This is a genomic window from Bombilactobacillus mellis, assembly GCF_000967245.1.
In the GTDB taxonomy this organism is placed as follows: domain Bacteria; phylum Bacillota; class Bacilli; order Lactobacillales; family Lactobacillaceae; genus Bombilactobacillus; species Bombilactobacillus mellis.
Genome location: NZ_KQ033877.1, coordinates 581,822 through 596,019, shown reverse-complemented (window position 1 = coordinate 596,019; position 14,198 = coordinate 581,822). Strand labels below are relative to the sequence as shown.

Genomic DNA, 14,198 nt, shown 5'->3' with positions numbered 1-14,198 from the left:
GATTGATAGCTTCGTCCGATTGTTATTGATAAATATAAATTAATATATCTATAAAAGCCCCTACTTAAGGGGCTTTTTATTATCCTGTATTATTTAATTTTTAAAAAGTTAATCATATAGTATATGCAACAATGTAACTAATAAATTATTTATCATATGTCCCAAACAAGACATCTTAATATCTTTAGTTTTTAAATAAATTAAACCAAAGCTTAATAAGGGAATAAATGAAGATAATCCATTAAAAGAAAATATTGAAAGTCCATGTGCGAATAAGAATAATAATGTAGTTATAAAAACATTAATATACACATTGAATGACTTGAGAATTCCTCCTTGGATAATACCTTGAAATAATAATTCTTCCAAGATGGGCCCAACAATTACTAAATGTAATATTAAGATAATTATTAAAGGACTTTGAACATGTAATAGTTTGTCAGAGAAGTTATCTGCTGGTCCGGAAGGAGTAGTTATATGAAATATATAATTACCAATATATAAAATAACAGTTTCTAAAACTATAGCTATTATTTCAATAATAATTACAAATTTAACATTTGATATTATAATCTTTGGTTCTAAAATATTTTTGCCATTTATTTTTATATAACTAATATAAGTTAATAAAAAAATAACAACGACGGAAATTATATAAAAAGAAAAGTGTGAAATTATATTTATTTTATTAATAGTTTCATTATTTAAGGGGCGCTCAAATAATGAAGGTATTTGTATTATAAAAGATAATATTAAGGCAACTAATAATTGGATAACAAAATTTACACTCTTTTTAAAAGCCATTATTTTCCTACCTTTTAAAAAATTGGTGAAAGTGATTAAAATTTTTATTTTTTTCTCTTCTTAATTATTTTGTATAAGTCGTAAACTGTATATGCTATTAGTAAAATAAATACAGTGTTGTATAAAATTCTTGGCATATTAGTAAAATTAAATATAGGCTTAGTAATATTTAATCCACAAAACGCAATAAAGATACAGCCTATGATTATTTTGATAATAAATTGTGCCTTTGTTTGCTTAGCATCCTTATCTGTCATTTTCTGATCCTCCTTAATTCTATTTTGTTTATAGTACTATATTAATTCATTTTATTAATTTTTAAACATTTATTTTTAATATATAAACGTCACGTATTCCCTTTAGCAACTTATATGGATCCTTAATTGGAAAACTTATCCTTCCATTTTTAAAATATCTAGAGTAATTCATGTAGTTATGGGAATGTGATTTGTTTCAGTGTAATAATAAAACACTAATATATATTAGCTTGTCAATTTAATACCAATAATACTAATTACCAATAAGATAATGAAAATAATAGTCGTTACTGATAATTGATCTTTAAAAATAAATACACCAATCAAAATTGAACCCACTGCTCCAATACCTGTCCAAACTGGATAAGCAATGCTTAGATTCAAATGTTTAGTAGCTTGTGCCAAAAAAATAAAACTTAATGTTATCCCGATAATTGTCAAAATAGAGAAATTTAATTTACTAAAACCATGGCTTAATTTCATAGTAGTTGCCCAGAAAACTTCAAAAAAGCCAGCAATCAATAGACTAATCCAACTCATAAAAAGCTCCCTTCAAAAAAAGCAATTAACAACTCTCACGTTGGCCTAAGAGAATTGGTAATTGCTTTAGCGTCCGGCGACGCACATTATATTTTTATTTCTTATAATATAAATTATTAATGTCTAAATTTCAAGAACTCTATCCACTTAAAAATCAATATAATTCAGTTAAGTCTACCAAAACTATGATTGATTTTACTTTTTATTATCAACATCCTTCTTCTGATTGCTAAACTTTCCTATTCTTTCTACAAGCAAAGTAATATGTCTGAAGCAAAAATCCAGTATTTTTAATCATTTTTTGTCCTACCACGTAGAGATTGACATAAGTTATATTATCTGTTAATTTTAGACAAAATAAAAAGGCCATGTACATGACCTTAAAAGATAATCGCTAAATATAATTCTGAACTAGTTAGTATTCATAAAACCCTTTGACTTCTTTACTCCCAAAAATTAATTGCTGGATTTTAACTGATTCCTTAGTTTTACCCATCATCTCACAGAGAGTGGCAATTGTTGCACCTGATCTGTTACTGCTATCAGTCAATAAAAAGCCACGATAGACGTGCTCAACTGGTGCTATACTTCGAATGGCATATCGAAAGAAACTCGAACAACCAATAATTGCTCCAGATTGCTGTTTATGATTATCTCCGACCATTTATTTTTACCAACTTGGTGATAATCACATCTAAAACAATCAAAGCAGCAATTAAAATACCCATATACTCCAAAATAGTCATATTTGTAAAATGTGTGCCATTGGGAAACCGTAACAAGACTCCATAGTCGATTTCATAATTGGTTCGAATCTGATTAGGTGCGTTTTTGAATACTTCACTTAAAGAATTTTTCATAATGAGTTGCTTAATTGCTGAATTTATCGGTGTTAAGGGAAACCATGTAATAATATTTTTAATAGAAGTCGAAACAGAGCCAATAGAAATATAAACACCTGTTAAAAACCCAATTGCAGTTCCAATAATCGTACTAAATGATGCAAATTGGGAGTTAGTTCTAATTAAATACATAATTGGATAGACAATTAATAATGAAAGAGTAGATGAAACTATAATTAACAACATAACTTTTAATGTTGTTGTCCATCCTATTAATAACCCAGTTCCACCAATAAGTACCACAATCGATATCGCATATAACATAAAAGTAATTAAAGATCCAATCAATATCGCAGCAATCATATAACTGATTTCAATTTTAATTGGACTAAGGAGCGTGAGCATAAAATCATCAACTCTATGATGTTGTCGATCATCCACGGACACTCCGTATGCACCTAGAGTTGCCGACATACTAGTAATTGTTACTAATCCCGCAATAAGCCAGTAATTTACCATTGTCACAACATTTGATGGTGCATTCTTGACATTCATTGCTGCTTTGATACCATCAATTTGCATTTGGCCTAAAAAGACTTTATATAAAATCAGCAAAATGAGCACCGATAAAAGCGAAAGAAAAAATGCCATTCGATCTCTTACAAAGACTTTCATATTTCTTTTAATTAATGCCAGCATCGGTCTTTCCTCCTTCGATATTACTGCCTTCATTGTCTAGTAAGTTTAGATAAGCCCTTTCCAAGGTAGCATGATACACTTGGAAATCATTTATTTTCGCTATTTTTTTAATCTCTGTTAAAAGGTCAATCATTTCTGAGGGTTCTTGAATTGACACTGTTAATCGGGCATTTTTCAAGTCCTTGCTATACTGATACTTACCATTCAGACGACTCAAAACCGTTTTAACATCACTAAGATCATTTAATTTTATTGAAAGTTGTGTTTTAGAGTGATCTTTTATAAATTGATCAACATCTCCGGTATAAAGAACGTTTCCCTTTAAAATGACGGAAATTTGATCACAATCTGACATTTCTTCCAGATAGTGGGTCACCAAAATCACAGTAAGGTTATTTTCATTATGAAATCTGGAAATGGCTTGCCACATTCCTGACCTAGTTTGCGGATCGAGACCTGTTGTTGGCTCATCTAGTATCAAAACTTTCGGATCATGTAGCAGCGATCTCACGACCTCACACTTACGTTTTTGGCCCCCGGACAAAACGGCATATCGCTGTTTTAAAATGCCCTCAATATTAATATAATCATTTAAAAAATTAATCCTATCATTAATATTTTTTTTGCTCATGCCATACATTTTCCCTCTGGACATGAGATTTTCATAAACTGACAAAAGGGGGTCTAAGTGGTTTTCCTGAAATACAACACCCAGAGAATTTTTTATTTCTAATTTGCTGAGTTTATCATCGTCATGGATCCAATCACAATTGCCACCGTCTGCCGAAATGTTCCCAATCATTATGTTAATTAATGTTGATTTTCCGGCTCCATTAGGACCAATGATGCCGTAGAATTTACCCCCTTCAAAAGTCAGATTTACATCATGTAGGACATAAGATCCAGAAAATTTTTTTGAAACATTCCTAACTTTTATTCTCATTTTTGAGTCACCAGAACCCTTCCATTGTCCACCATATCATTATCTTGATTGATAACCTTTTGCGTTGTTGGTGTAGCTGCCTGTAACGTGTTTACTGTCTTAGTTGACTGTTGTATTAACAAGAATCTCCAAGCTAAGCCTAAAAAAGCTCCCGCCATAGTTAGGCGCTTACTTATTTGATACATTGCCCTTTCTCCTTTAATATGTAATATAATTTTAGTGTAATTCTAAATTAGAAAAATTCAATACAAAAAAGACCATGTACTTCATGTACATGACCCTTTAAATCGGGAAATGATAATTTAGATATAGCATAATGCTTAAAAATAATCTATATAAATAACCTTTACTTATAAAAATAAATTTTGATATTATTTTATCATTTGATAAAAATATCTGCATTTATATTACCCGTATTCTAAAGAAAAGACGCAAATAATTTTTATCAAGGAAATTTTCAAGATGAGCGTCAAAAGCTTTTCAATATTCAATAACGTAATGAAGAATTATCAGATAAAGCAAGACAAGACCTCCTCGCTTATCTCCGAAAGGGGGGAAGAATTTACGATCTTTAAACAGACTATGCAATGTCACTACCAAAAAAGAACTAACAAACAGGTAGCAAAAAGTGAAAAATACTAGCGCAGAAAACAAAGAATTAACGGCACATGTTCAAAAATTAAGTGATTTTCTTGAGAATTCTAATACCTCTAAAAAATAACAAGAAAGAGAGCGTACATAAAAATAAGCCTAATAAAAGTTAGTGACATTTTTGAAGGTAACAAAAACAAACTACAATTAATAGAGTATAATTATATTAGAAGATAGTAATAGTATAGTTGCCTTAAAAATGATTAATTTACGAGGAGAGATTTTTATGACTGCAACAATTATTTCAATTTTAAATATGAAAGGCGGGGTTGGGAAAACAACTATCACAACAAATATTTCTGTTGAATTATTCAATAGAAATGAACGCGTATTAGTTATAGATGTAGATCCGCAATTTAATTCTACACAAACCCTTATGAAATTTTTTGAAAAAAACCTTGATAACTATTTTAATCTTAGAGATCAAGGCAAAACATTGGCCCGTGTTTTTCAATCTACAAATCAGTCCCGTGGAATTGGAAATTCCCAATTAGCGACTATTAAGACTCCCGCAGCTTCTATCATACATACACTAAGTCCTAATAATAAAGGTAATGATAAAGGTGGTGTATTAGACATCATTCCTGGTGATATGGGATTAATAGTTGATATAAACGACACTGCTTCTGACAAATTTAAATCTTTTATCAAGAAGAATAACTTAAAAGATAATTATGATTATATTCTTATTGATTGTCCTCCTACTTGGGGACAACTAACTTCAGTAGCACTTTCAACATCTGATTACTACTTGATTCCAACAAAACTTGATGAATTTTCTACAATTGGTATTACTCTTCTGGCCGAACTACTTTCAGATAAAGTTAACTCTGTTAATAAACCTCTTAAAAATCTTGGAGTAGTTTATATGTTTTTGAAAAAAAATAAAGCGAAAGATGGTATCGCTCGTGACCAGAAAAAATTTCGCACTGATATCGAAAATTACTTTACTGATACGATGGAAGAATTAGTAGATTCAAAAGTTAAACCTTTTGATACACTTTTTTATAATTATGAATATCTTATAACTAAGTCAGCCCTTTATTTTGATGAAGCAATAGAAACCCGTCATCCTAAACATAAAAAAAAGATCCATGACCTAGTGGATGAAATTCAAAACAGATTAGCGGAGGGAGCTCAAAAGAATGAGTTATGATATCAAGTTTCTATTCGATTCATCCATGAGCATGGAAATTAGAAAATATTACTTTATGGGCATTAGCACTCAAATTATATTGGACAGATCTCTTTTTAGTTCAAATGATTCTTTACACCCATTAATCACTATTTTTGAAGATTTTTTCCAAGTCAAAGATAAAGATGGCAACGATGGATTTAGACCATATTTATTTAGTTCAAGAACACTATTATGTGCACGGATAAATCGTCTTATTTCTAATGAAAGTGATTCAACAAGATTAAAAAAATTGTTTGAATCTTTCTACAATTTTTTTAATGATAAGCCTTATGAATCCCCTGCAAGCCACAAAAGATCTAATAATTCAACATTATTGCAGGATATGAAGAAAGGTCTAAATAGAAAAAATGGATCAAGATAACAAGGATGAAAATTTCAGCTCACTAAGAAATTTTGGACTAGTAAATCAATTAACAGATGATCGTGGAAACTTTTTGGATCTAATACAGTGTAACTTATTGAACTACAATGACAATTTTGAGTTAAAAAAACCAATTTCTTCAGTTCATGCATTGCTTTTTATACTTAAAGACCTTAGTGCTGATATTTTTAATACGGAAAATGATTCAAACGTATTAACTCTTGCCCGCACTAAAGCAATAGAATCTATCATAGACGCTTTAATGGATCATGAAGTAAATTGTAAAATTAAACAACGATTATTTTTAGATGTTTATATTAGGTTATTATATGAGCATTTGAATATATTAAATCAATCAAAAAGGGCAGGCTTTTCACAACGCATTGATCAAATGACTAAATACTGTTGCTCAACTCTTGGATATAATTCCAAAAGCAAGCTCAATGAACTACAGCAGTCATCCAAAAAACATTATTGGCTTTTATCTGACACTTTGCATGGAAGAAAGTTAATACCACTAAATAAAAACCTATCTGATGATCTTCAATCAATCTTTAGCTCCAATCGCTTTACAAATAACATATCAGAGTCATATCAATTTTTAGAAAACATTAGCGAGTCTTGTAAGATCGTTTTGAAATGGATGTTTATAGTTTCTCACTTTATACCTACCAGTCATTCCAGTCATTTTTCACCTTACAAAGTTAATATTTATATTGATATGCTCAAAGAGATCTGTTCTTTTGAGCCATTATTAATTTATCCCAATGATAATTAGTATTATATAAGTGCTATAATCTTCAAATACTCCCTTAAAAAGCTTATTAAAATAGACCCAACATCTAATAAATTTGTAGATACATTAGATGATTCTTACATTGAAGCAAAACTAGATGCTGATACAAAGAAAAGTTTAGTTTAAAAGAAGAAATTGAAAAATGATTCAGAAACTTAAAGGTATAATAAATAACAAAAGTACAAATTATACTTTTGTCATTTATTTTGTTTTATTGATAGGCCAGGATTCCAATAAATAGCATAGATTATATTTTAACATATTTTTTTAATATATTTATGATATAAGTTATCAGCAGTCAAATAGCTGGAATTAATAATTAATTGCACAACATCATATAATGGTATTACAAAAGATATTTTTCTTCTAAATTATGAGTCATTAATATTACTTATTGAGAAAAATATATAGGCAGGATCCTTATTTTACACTCATCTTTAAAAATAATATATTTAAGGTTTATCAAAATATAATTATTAATATTATAAATATGGTTTTTTATAATAACTATTGACGTATAATTAATTATTAAAAGGGAGGAATCAATCAATATATGGCATGTATTAACAATCAACAAGAAAATTCATCGAAAAATTCAGAACTCATAGGTTTTATTAAATTTAATGATTATCCCAAAGACCTTCAAAACGGAGAACTTTTCTTAAGTAAAGAAAGTACTTTTATGTATCAAGATCCACCGATAGGAGATCCCTTTGAAGGTTTTTTATTAAATAAGAAAGACCCTATAACGTCTTATAAAGATATATTATCATGTTACTCTAAAAATAGCGAATCATACATTTCATGTTTCACTGCATTGTATAAAAGCGATTTCGAAAATGGATATATAAAAAAAGATACAGTTGATAGACTTAAAAAATTAGATAGTAATAATAAGGAAAGAGCAGCGGTAATTTTCCCTGAAGGTGTTATTACCTTGTGTTTTTATAAATTATTGTGCATTTTTTTCTATTTAAGACAAAAAAAATTAGATCAAAAGAGTAAAGAGTACTATGCAATGGAAAAAATCTATAATCTCGACGAATTAGACGATTTCGATAATTTCGACAATGTAACTATAAAAGCTGGTTTGATAAAATATATAGATATGCAGGTTGAAGAAAGTAGAACTTTATGTAAAGATGATAAAGAGAAATTAGAAAAATGGAAACCTTCAGATAACGATCTTAGTTTATTTGAAAAATATTTATATAAATGCTTTTTTGAAAAACCAAAGAAAAATGGAAAATACCGCTATGATATTCAAAATGAGTATAAAGTTGTATTGACTATTTTCGCTACTGAAAAAATTAAAATGCCTGAAAACATAAAATTGAAATTAGATTTTTTCCATGAAGGAATTAAAATTTTTAAGCATAATGAACTAAATAAAATAAGCATATCTGACGTTATATATTCTACTTGTGGAGCTGGTGGAAAGCTAAAAAGTGCAGAACTTATATACAAATAATAGTGTAATATATGAGAATTAGATATTTTTTGCTAAATGTAGAGATTTCGTTATATTTAGAGTTCTCACTAAAATTAAAGATCCCGTTAGTTTTATTATATATATTCTTAACTTGTCTATTTCTGTTCATTGTTGTTGCTTAGTAAACGTGGCAATTAAAATCGAGAAAAATTACTAGAATTATACTCTAATTTATCTAACAGACAAAATGCCTATTGGAATGTAAGAAATAAATATTTTGAAAACAATTAAAAAATAGATAAAAATGGTCAAAAAATCTTATAATAATGTCAAAAAATCTTATAATAATGTCAAAAAATAAATTCATTTATGTATTAATTTAATAATTTTATATTAAAAAATTATAAAAAGCCCCATTTATTTAAGAATGGTGCTTTTTATATTTATATCTGCACTAGAGAAAACGTTCAAGATTTAGACTAGTATTCTTATGGTATAGAAAGCTTAAATTATGTAAACTATTAAATCCTAGTAAGATTATTAAGTTAATGTTTTATATAACAAAGTATGAGAGTTCTCAGCATTTCACAAAACAAGTATTATATTATAAAAAACTCATAGATAGGCTTTTATATTGGCAATGTTTCAGACAAAAAGAGGAGCATAATGAATAACATGGATGGAAATAAATAAAATTAATTCTGTTTTTACGCAACTTGTTGAACAAGAAAATATTAACCTGAAAGCGTCAGAAAAAGTTCATGAACTACGTGAAAATGTGGGAATGAGCCAAAGATAATTCGCTAAATTAGTCGATAAACATCAATCAAGTATTGCCAGAATAGAAAATGGATCAATAATGTGTATACTAAAGTGCTATCCGAAATTGTTCAAGAATTGCTCAAGCAACACATCAATTCTTAATAATTACTTTTAGTTCTACGTTTTAACCTCTGAATTTCAATTAATAAATATCTAGTTGATTATATTAAGTTATCAAAAACTTAAAGATAGGATTCTGTAATAGAAACATTTACAGTTTGGTCTTGAATATTCCCGACTTGCCTATCTACTTTGGCTGGTCTTGGATTTCCTGCATCTGTATCGGGAGCATTATATTCGTCACGATAATCTTTTGACCATTCACCGTAAGTTTTAGTTACATCTTCATTAATAGCCACTTGACGATGGATTGTAGCCTTTTGTTTAAAAATTACTGTCTCATCTATATCATTATATTAGGATGGATTTTAATAGTTCTGGTAACAGTCTTATATTCTAAATAGGGATTTATTAGAATTTTATTTTCTAATATATATATGTCACTGGTTAAGTTCTTTTAATACTGGTTATTTCATCAGGAGTTTTTTAGCGTCCTTATCGGCCCATTTAAAGCAATTCAATCTTATCCTGTTGAAACCCTATTAATACTATTGTTATCAAATATCTCTTCTGTTAGGGGTTGAGGAAAATATTGATTAATAAGTTTGGAACCTATCGTTAATTTGCATATATAACTAATTTCAAAATATTAATATAATTTGAACTATCAAAATTTCTCATATCCACATAGTCAAGATGGTCCCCACCAAATATCATATTTGCATTTATAAGATTAGGTGTTTCAAAATCACTAATATCTAATTTTCGTAGTTTTCGACATTCAAACAAAAAACCGTTCGATACATATTTTTAGTATTAAAATTCTTTACGTTTACTTTTTCTAAATTAGGGCTATCTGCAAACATACCCTGCATATTATTTATTTGAGAAGTAACGAAATTAGAAAGGTCAACAAATTCTCTGAAATTGTTAAAACCAGAAAATAAGTAACTAAAAATTTTTGGTGCTATGACATCAGTCTCAATAACAATCATAATAATTATTAATTTATTGAAATATAAAGCCATAATCAAGCTGTCCGGCGTGAATAGTTAATACTAAATCATTTTCTTTCTTAACTTCTTTACAATGAAAAGGTCCATCTAAACCTTGATTAACTACTTTTAATAATTAGCAAGAAAATCATCACTTACATATTTAGCAATATTCTCACTGTCAGGAAATAAAGTAGCTCTATTAATACCACATTTTATATCTAAATCTTTAAGAATTGACTTTTTTTTACATAAAGGAATGGTAATTGATAAATTTTTCAGGACTAGTCTTTTTTCTATATCATAATTGATTTTGCTTAAGTCTTCTGTGCTTTCGTAATTAGTATATTCATATGGTTCAAAAAGGAAATAACCACTTTGAGCATTAATTCTAGGATTATTAATATTGGGACGAACAAAAAAAGGGTGCAGCAATCCTAAAAAATCAATTACACGAGGAAAATATCCAATATCTTTACTAATAGAGGAATAAAGAGACTGTACCTGTTCCGAATAGTTCAATTCATCATAAGCGTCAGACACCGTTATAAAGGCTTTATAAAATTCTTTATCACCACAATATGAGAAAATAGGATTATTAATATATCGTTCGAAAGATATGTTTTGATTACTAATCATATACTGACGTTTCAAACAATAGAAGAAATTATAATACTTACCAATCATTTCAATATCATTAGAATCATTAGAAATACTTGAAAACGTTTTTTCGACTTTTTTCTTAAAATTATGAATTCGATAATAAATATTTGACTTAATATCTCCACTCATCAATGCCAAAGTAGATAATATTTCAACCGTATCATTATCAATAGAATTATAATAACAAAATTGATTTTTAGAAATACCAACTGGTTGCTCTTTATTAGTCAAAAAAACATCAATAATACCGTCATCATCTGAAGAAAGACAAGCAAAATAAAGAGCAACTAATATATTACTTGTGACATCTAAAAGTCTAGTAGGTAACCCAAAATGTTGCATGTAAGAAAGCCTGGAAAAATTATTATCGAGACTATTAAGATTACATATACGCATATATTCACTAGTTAAAGTATATTCTTCCACCTTGTTTTTTTGGCGATATAAACTTGCCAAATATTTAGTATTACTATACCTCTTCTCTTGACCTCTATACAGAAACAAATGAGGCAATTGCCTGCCATCAGCAGACATTTTAGAATTTAAAAGATCCATTGGTTCATTTAAAACTTCTGAAATGGAATTAGCATAACGACAATTTTTACAAGACAATATAACCACCCTATATACATAAAAACTAAATTTACTTTTTAACTGTTAATAACCCCTGAATAATTATTTCATTATATATAACTAAATTCTAAAAATATAATAAAATAATAGATTGCTCAAGTGTTTTCATTAATACCTTGGTCGACAACCTTAGAAGCCACTTTAACTACTTGCGTTATTGGTGTAGTTGCCTGTGACGTGTTTGCTGCCTTAGTTGACTCTTGTGGTAACAAAAATCTCCAAGCTAAGCCTAAAAAAGCTCCCACCATAGTTAGACGCTTACTTATTTGATACATTGCCCTTTCTCCTTTAACCTTTAATATGTAATATAATTTTAGTGTAATTCTAAATTGGAAAAATTCAATATAAAAAAGGCCATGTACTTCATGTACATGACCCTTTAAATTAGGAAACGATAATTTAGATATAGCATAATGCTTAAAAATAACCTAATTAGCTTAAATATTAATTATTATCTTTATTATTAGATTTCAAATTTTTATTAATGCTTTTATTTTCTATTTTATTCTGGATTTTTACTGAACTAGTATCCATTATATCAAATTTAAGTTGTTGTCCGCCAATATTATGTTCTAATACCTTAACAATAGTATTTTCTGTTTTCAAGTTCCCACTTTTATCTATATACTGTTTGGTTCTTAAATTAACTTTAAGAGTATCCGTTGAACCAAATAATTGTTGATTTTTCTTTACTTCTGATAAAAAATTTTTATCTTCAATATTAGCAAAAAAATGATTTGAACCATCTGAAAATTTCCATTTACCATGTTCAAAAGCAATATTTTCGATTTGAAGGTATTTAGTTGTCTCTACGGTTCCTAATTCTTGCTCCAATTCAGGAATATCAAAACAAGAATACTCATTTTTGGCAATTGTTATTTGTTGGTTTTTATTATGATAAAAATTAATTCTTTCAATTCCATCTTTTGTAAGAGGACTTATACTTTTTTGAATGCTTTTTCTAATATTAACGTTTTGATAAGCATCTAAAGTCTCTTCAGGAATTGTAATTTTAGTACCATCGTCAAAAGTTATTTTTATATTTCCATTCTGTAGTTCTTGTTTTTTCTTTATTTTATGTTTAAAAGATTTTTTAATTAAGTTTATTAATCTAAAAATGATATCTACATAAGCTGCAAGATTAGCAATTGCAACACTGTTATTATTGTTTAAAAGATCTATTGCTTTTGATATAAGATCAGACCCACTAGCTAATACTAAATCAATAATAAATGATCCCTTTTCGCTAGCTACTATATCTAATGATAGAGTTTGTTCATTAGGATTTACAAGCTTTTGAATTTGTTGAAAAGTATCAGATAGTGCTATTAAAGAGGGGGCTAAATCAGCTACAGGTATACGATTTTCTTGCAAACCTTCACCATCATAATGGACAGAAAGATTATATTTTGCCATTTTTTACCCTCCCTTATCTGAATGATATATTCTATTATAGATTAGCTAAAATAAGTGTCAATTAAATTTTATATATCTAACCTTATGTAGAAATTTTGTTATTCTTTTAGCCAATAGTATTAAACTTATTGTATAAGGTACTGACGTCATAATTGCTGTAACTGCCTTGAAATTGGGCGATAGACTAATATTGTCAAAAATTATTAGAGCTATAACTCCATCTTTCCTGTTGGGTCATATTGTGGTTATATCAAAGAAAATATCGAGCCAATTTTACTGATAAATCTTAAAATGAAGCAACATTACCGTTAATAAAGTAGACATTCTTAAGGTAAAGCTATATATTTACAAATCAGTCTCAAAGAAAAAAGCCGAAGAAATTATTGAAATGAATGTTACAGCGAAAGCTAACCGTAATCTTGACTAATGCTATCATGATCAGAAAATTGTTATAACAGATAGTGGACAACAACAAGATGCAAGCTTGGATGCAATTTATGGATATATAACTAATTAGGGTGAAAAAGTTGTTAATGTAGCCTCAAAGACTGAAGATATAATTGTTCCTAAAAAAGAAAATTTTGCAGAAGATAATGCTCATCATGAATATAATAAACTATCCAGTTATATTAAAAACTCCACTTATTGAAAAGTGAGGCTATTTTTATATATCTGCAAATATTCAAAGCTTGGACTAATTATTCTATCGCTGTTTACATATTTATCACCATCTAACTGTACAATCAAAATAAAAATAATTGATCTATTAAACAAATTGTCTTTTATTTAATTGGTAATAAGATTAAGTTTTAAATAAGTTCGGATATAAAATAATTTTCCTTTATAACTCTTTCAGAATGAATTTTCCACAAATATGTATTAATTGTATTATTATGCGTATAAAAAATAGAAATAGTTGGACAGCAGGTTTTCAGCACAGTTGAACATAGACATCCAATTGTCCAAGTCTGTGACAGAAGTCTCAAAGCGCTGGACTTATTTTTCGTACTGAACCTTACTCAAAAGTCACATGTTAAATAACTTAAATAAAAAATCTTAGATTTTTCTGAATTTTAAGAATATCTT

At 28.2% G+C, this 14,198-nt stretch carries 16 protein-coding genes; 4 read left to right on the top strand and 12 right to left on the bottom strand.

Going from position 1 to position 14,198, the window contains the following annotated elements; genetic code table 11:
- Positions 1-108: 108 nt before the first annotated feature.
- The 7 genes from JG29_RS08560 to JG29_RS02885 all read right to left on the bottom strand — a co-directional run bounded on the left by JG29_RS08560 (position 109) and on the right by JG29_RS02885 (position 4,270).
- On the bottom strand, positions 109-804 hold the full coding sequence (locus JG29_RS08560) for a CPBP family intramembrane glutamic endopeptidase (protein WP_052696287.1): 696 nt from the start codon (positions 802-804) through the stop codon (positions 109-111).
- Positions 805-848: 44 nt separating this feature from the next.
- Entirely contained in the window at positions 849-1,061 is a 213-nt protein-coding gene (locus JG29_RS02910) for a hypothetical protein (protein ID WP_045922406.1), read from the bottom strand.
- Between the two features lie 225 nt (positions 1,062-1,286).
- Entirely contained in the window at positions 1,287-1,601 is a 315-nt protein-coding gene (locus tag JG29_RS02905; RefSeq protein ID WP_045922405.1) for a DMT family transporter, read from the bottom strand.
- A gap of 415 nt (positions 1,602-2,016) precedes the next feature.
- Complete coding sequence (locus tag JG29_RS02900; RefSeq protein WP_045922404.1) at positions 2,017-2,265, bottom strand: hypothetical protein; 249 nt, start codon at positions 2,263-2,265, stop codon at positions 2,017-2,019.
- Complete coding sequence (locus tag JG29_RS02895) at positions 2,252-3,142, bottom strand: ABC transporter permease (protein ID WP_045922403.1); 891 nt, start codon at positions 3,140-3,142, stop codon at positions 2,252-2,254. The genes JG29_RS02900 and JG29_RS02895 overlap by 14 nt, the downstream gene beginning before the upstream one ends.
- The gene (locus tag JG29_RS02890; RefSeq protein WP_045922402.1) at positions 3,126-4,085 is read right to left on the bottom strand and encodes an ABC transporter ATP-binding protein; all 960 of its coding nucleotides are present in this window, start codon (positions 4,083-4,085) and stop codon (positions 3,126-3,128) included. Before JG29_RS02890 ends, JG29_RS02895 begins: the two co-directional genes overlap by 17 nt.
- Complete coding sequence (locus JG29_RS02885; protein WP_045922401.1) at positions 4,082-4,270, bottom strand: hypothetical protein; 189 nt, start codon at positions 4,268-4,270, stop codon at positions 4,082-4,084. Before JG29_RS02885 ends, JG29_RS02890 begins: the two co-directional genes overlap by 4 nt.
- Before the next feature lie 692 nt (positions 4,271-4,962).
- On the opposite strand from JG29_RS02885, the gene JG29_RS02875 reads away from it, so the two are divergent.
- The 4 genes from JG29_RS02875 to JG29_RS02860 all read left to right on the top strand — a co-directional run bounded on the left by JG29_RS02875 (position 4,963) and on the right by JG29_RS02860 (position 8,562).
- Positions 4,963-5,892 (top strand): ParA family protein, encoded by a 930-nt coding sequence (locus tag JG29_RS02875; protein ID WP_052696286.1) that lies wholly within the window; start codon positions 4,963-4,965, stop codon positions 5,890-5,892.
- The gene (locus tag JG29_RS02870; RefSeq protein ID WP_045922399.1) at positions 5,882-6,295 is read left to right on the top strand and encodes a hypothetical protein; all 414 of its coding nucleotides are present in this window, start codon (positions 5,882-5,884) and stop codon (positions 6,293-6,295) included. Before JG29_RS02875 ends, JG29_RS02870 begins: the two co-directional genes overlap by 11 nt.
- Complete coding sequence (locus JG29_RS02865; RefSeq protein ID WP_045922398.1) at positions 6,282-7,073, top strand: hypothetical protein; 792 nt, start codon at positions 6,282-6,284, stop codon at positions 7,071-7,073. Before JG29_RS02870 ends, JG29_RS02865 begins: the two co-directional genes overlap by 14 nt.
- A 571-nt stretch (positions 7,074-7,644) precedes the next feature.
- Positions 7,645-8,562: a hypothetical protein gene (locus JG29_RS02860; protein ID WP_045922397.1), complete on the top strand. Its 918-nt coding sequence runs from the start codon at positions 7,645-7,647 to the stop codon at positions 8,560-8,562.
- Between the two features lie 965 nt (positions 8,563-9,527).
- Here JG29_RS02860 and JG29_RS08760 read toward each other — a convergent pair.
- The 5 genes from JG29_RS08760 to JG29_RS02835 all read right to left on the bottom strand — a co-directional run bounded on the left by JG29_RS08760 (position 9,528) and on the right by JG29_RS02835 (position 13,112).
- The gene (locus JG29_RS08760) at positions 9,528-9,704 is read right to left on the bottom strand and encodes a hypothetical protein (RefSeq protein WP_156961608.1); all 177 of its coding nucleotides are present in this window, start codon (positions 9,702-9,704) and stop codon (positions 9,528-9,530) included.
- Between the two features lie 459 nt (positions 9,705-10,163).
- Positions 10,164-10,400, bottom strand: coding sequence for a BspA family leucine-rich repeat surface protein (locus JG29_RS09010; RefSeq protein WP_427846149.1), 237 nt, complete (start codon positions 10,398-10,400; stop codon positions 10,164-10,166).
- 129 nt (positions 10,401-10,529) lie between these two features.
- A complete protein-coding gene (locus JG29_RS02845; RefSeq protein WP_052696285.1) occupies positions 10,530-11,675 on the bottom strand; it encodes an FRG domain-containing protein in 1,146 nt (381 codons plus the stop codon).
- A gap of 116 nt (positions 11,676-11,791) precedes the next feature.
- On the bottom strand, positions 11,792-11,971 hold the full coding sequence (locus tag JG29_RS02840; protein WP_045922395.1) for a hypothetical protein: 180 nt from the start codon (positions 11,969-11,971) through the stop codon (positions 11,792-11,794).
- Between the two features lie 169 nt (positions 11,972-12,140).
- Positions 12,141-13,112, bottom strand: a complete 972-nt coding sequence (locus JG29_RS02835; protein WP_198139889.1) for an LAPAL motif-containing putative phage structural protein — start codon at positions 13,110-13,112, stop codon at positions 12,141-12,143.
- Between the last annotated feature and the right edge of the window lie 1,086 nt (positions 13,113-14,198).

Coding starts and splice junctions, on each gene's coding strand:
- JG29_RS08560 (WP_052696287.1), bottom strand. CDS start 804: ATGGCTTTTAAAAAGAGTGTAAATTTTGTTATCCAATTATTAGTTGCC.
- JG29_RS02910 (WP_045922406.1), bottom strand. CDS start 1,061: ATGACAGATAAGGATGCTAAGCAAACAAAGGCACAATTTATTATCAAA.
- JG29_RS02905 (WP_045922405.1), bottom strand. CDS start 1,601: ATGAGTTGGATTAGTCTATTGATTGCTGGCTTTTTTGAAGTTTTCTGG.
- JG29_RS02900 (WP_045922404.1), bottom strand. CDS start 2,265: ATGGTCGGAGATAATCATAAACAGCAATCTGGAGCAATTATTGGTTGT.
- JG29_RS02895 (WP_045922403.1), bottom strand. CDS start 3,142: ATGCTGGCATTAATTAAAAGAAATATGAAAGTCTTTGTAAGAGATCGA.
- JG29_RS02890 (WP_045922402.1), bottom strand. CDS start 4,085: ATGAGAATAAAAGTTAGGAATGTTTCAAAAAAATTTTCTGGATCTTAT.
- JG29_RS02885 (WP_045922401.1), bottom strand. CDS start 4,270: ATGTATCAAATAAGTAAGCGCCTAACTATGGCGGGAGCTTTTTTAGGC.
- JG29_RS02875 (WP_052696286.1), top strand. CDS start 4,963: ATGACTGCAACAATTATTTCAATTTTAAATATGAAAGGCGGGGTTGGG.
- JG29_RS02870 (WP_045922399.1), top strand. CDS start 5,882: ATGAGTTATGATATCAAGTTTCTATTCGATTCATCCATGAGCATGGAA.
- JG29_RS02865 (WP_045922398.1), top strand. CDS start 6,282: ATGGATCAAGATAACAAGGATGAAAATTTCAGCTCACTAAGAAATTTT.
- JG29_RS02860 (WP_045922397.1), top strand. CDS start 7,645: ATGGCATGTATTAACAATCAACAAGAAAATTCATCGAAAAATTCAGAA.
- JG29_RS09010 (WP_427846149.1), bottom strand. CDS start 10,400: ATGATTGTTATTGAGACTGATGTCATAGCACCAAAAATTTTTAGTTAC.
- JG29_RS02840 (WP_045922395.1), bottom strand. CDS start 11,971: ATGTATCAAATAAGTAAGCGTCTAACTATGGTGGGAGCTTTTTTAGGC.
- JG29_RS02835 (WP_198139889.1), bottom strand. CDS start 13,112: ATGGCAAAATATAATCTTTCTGTCCATTATGATGGTGAAGGTTTGCAA.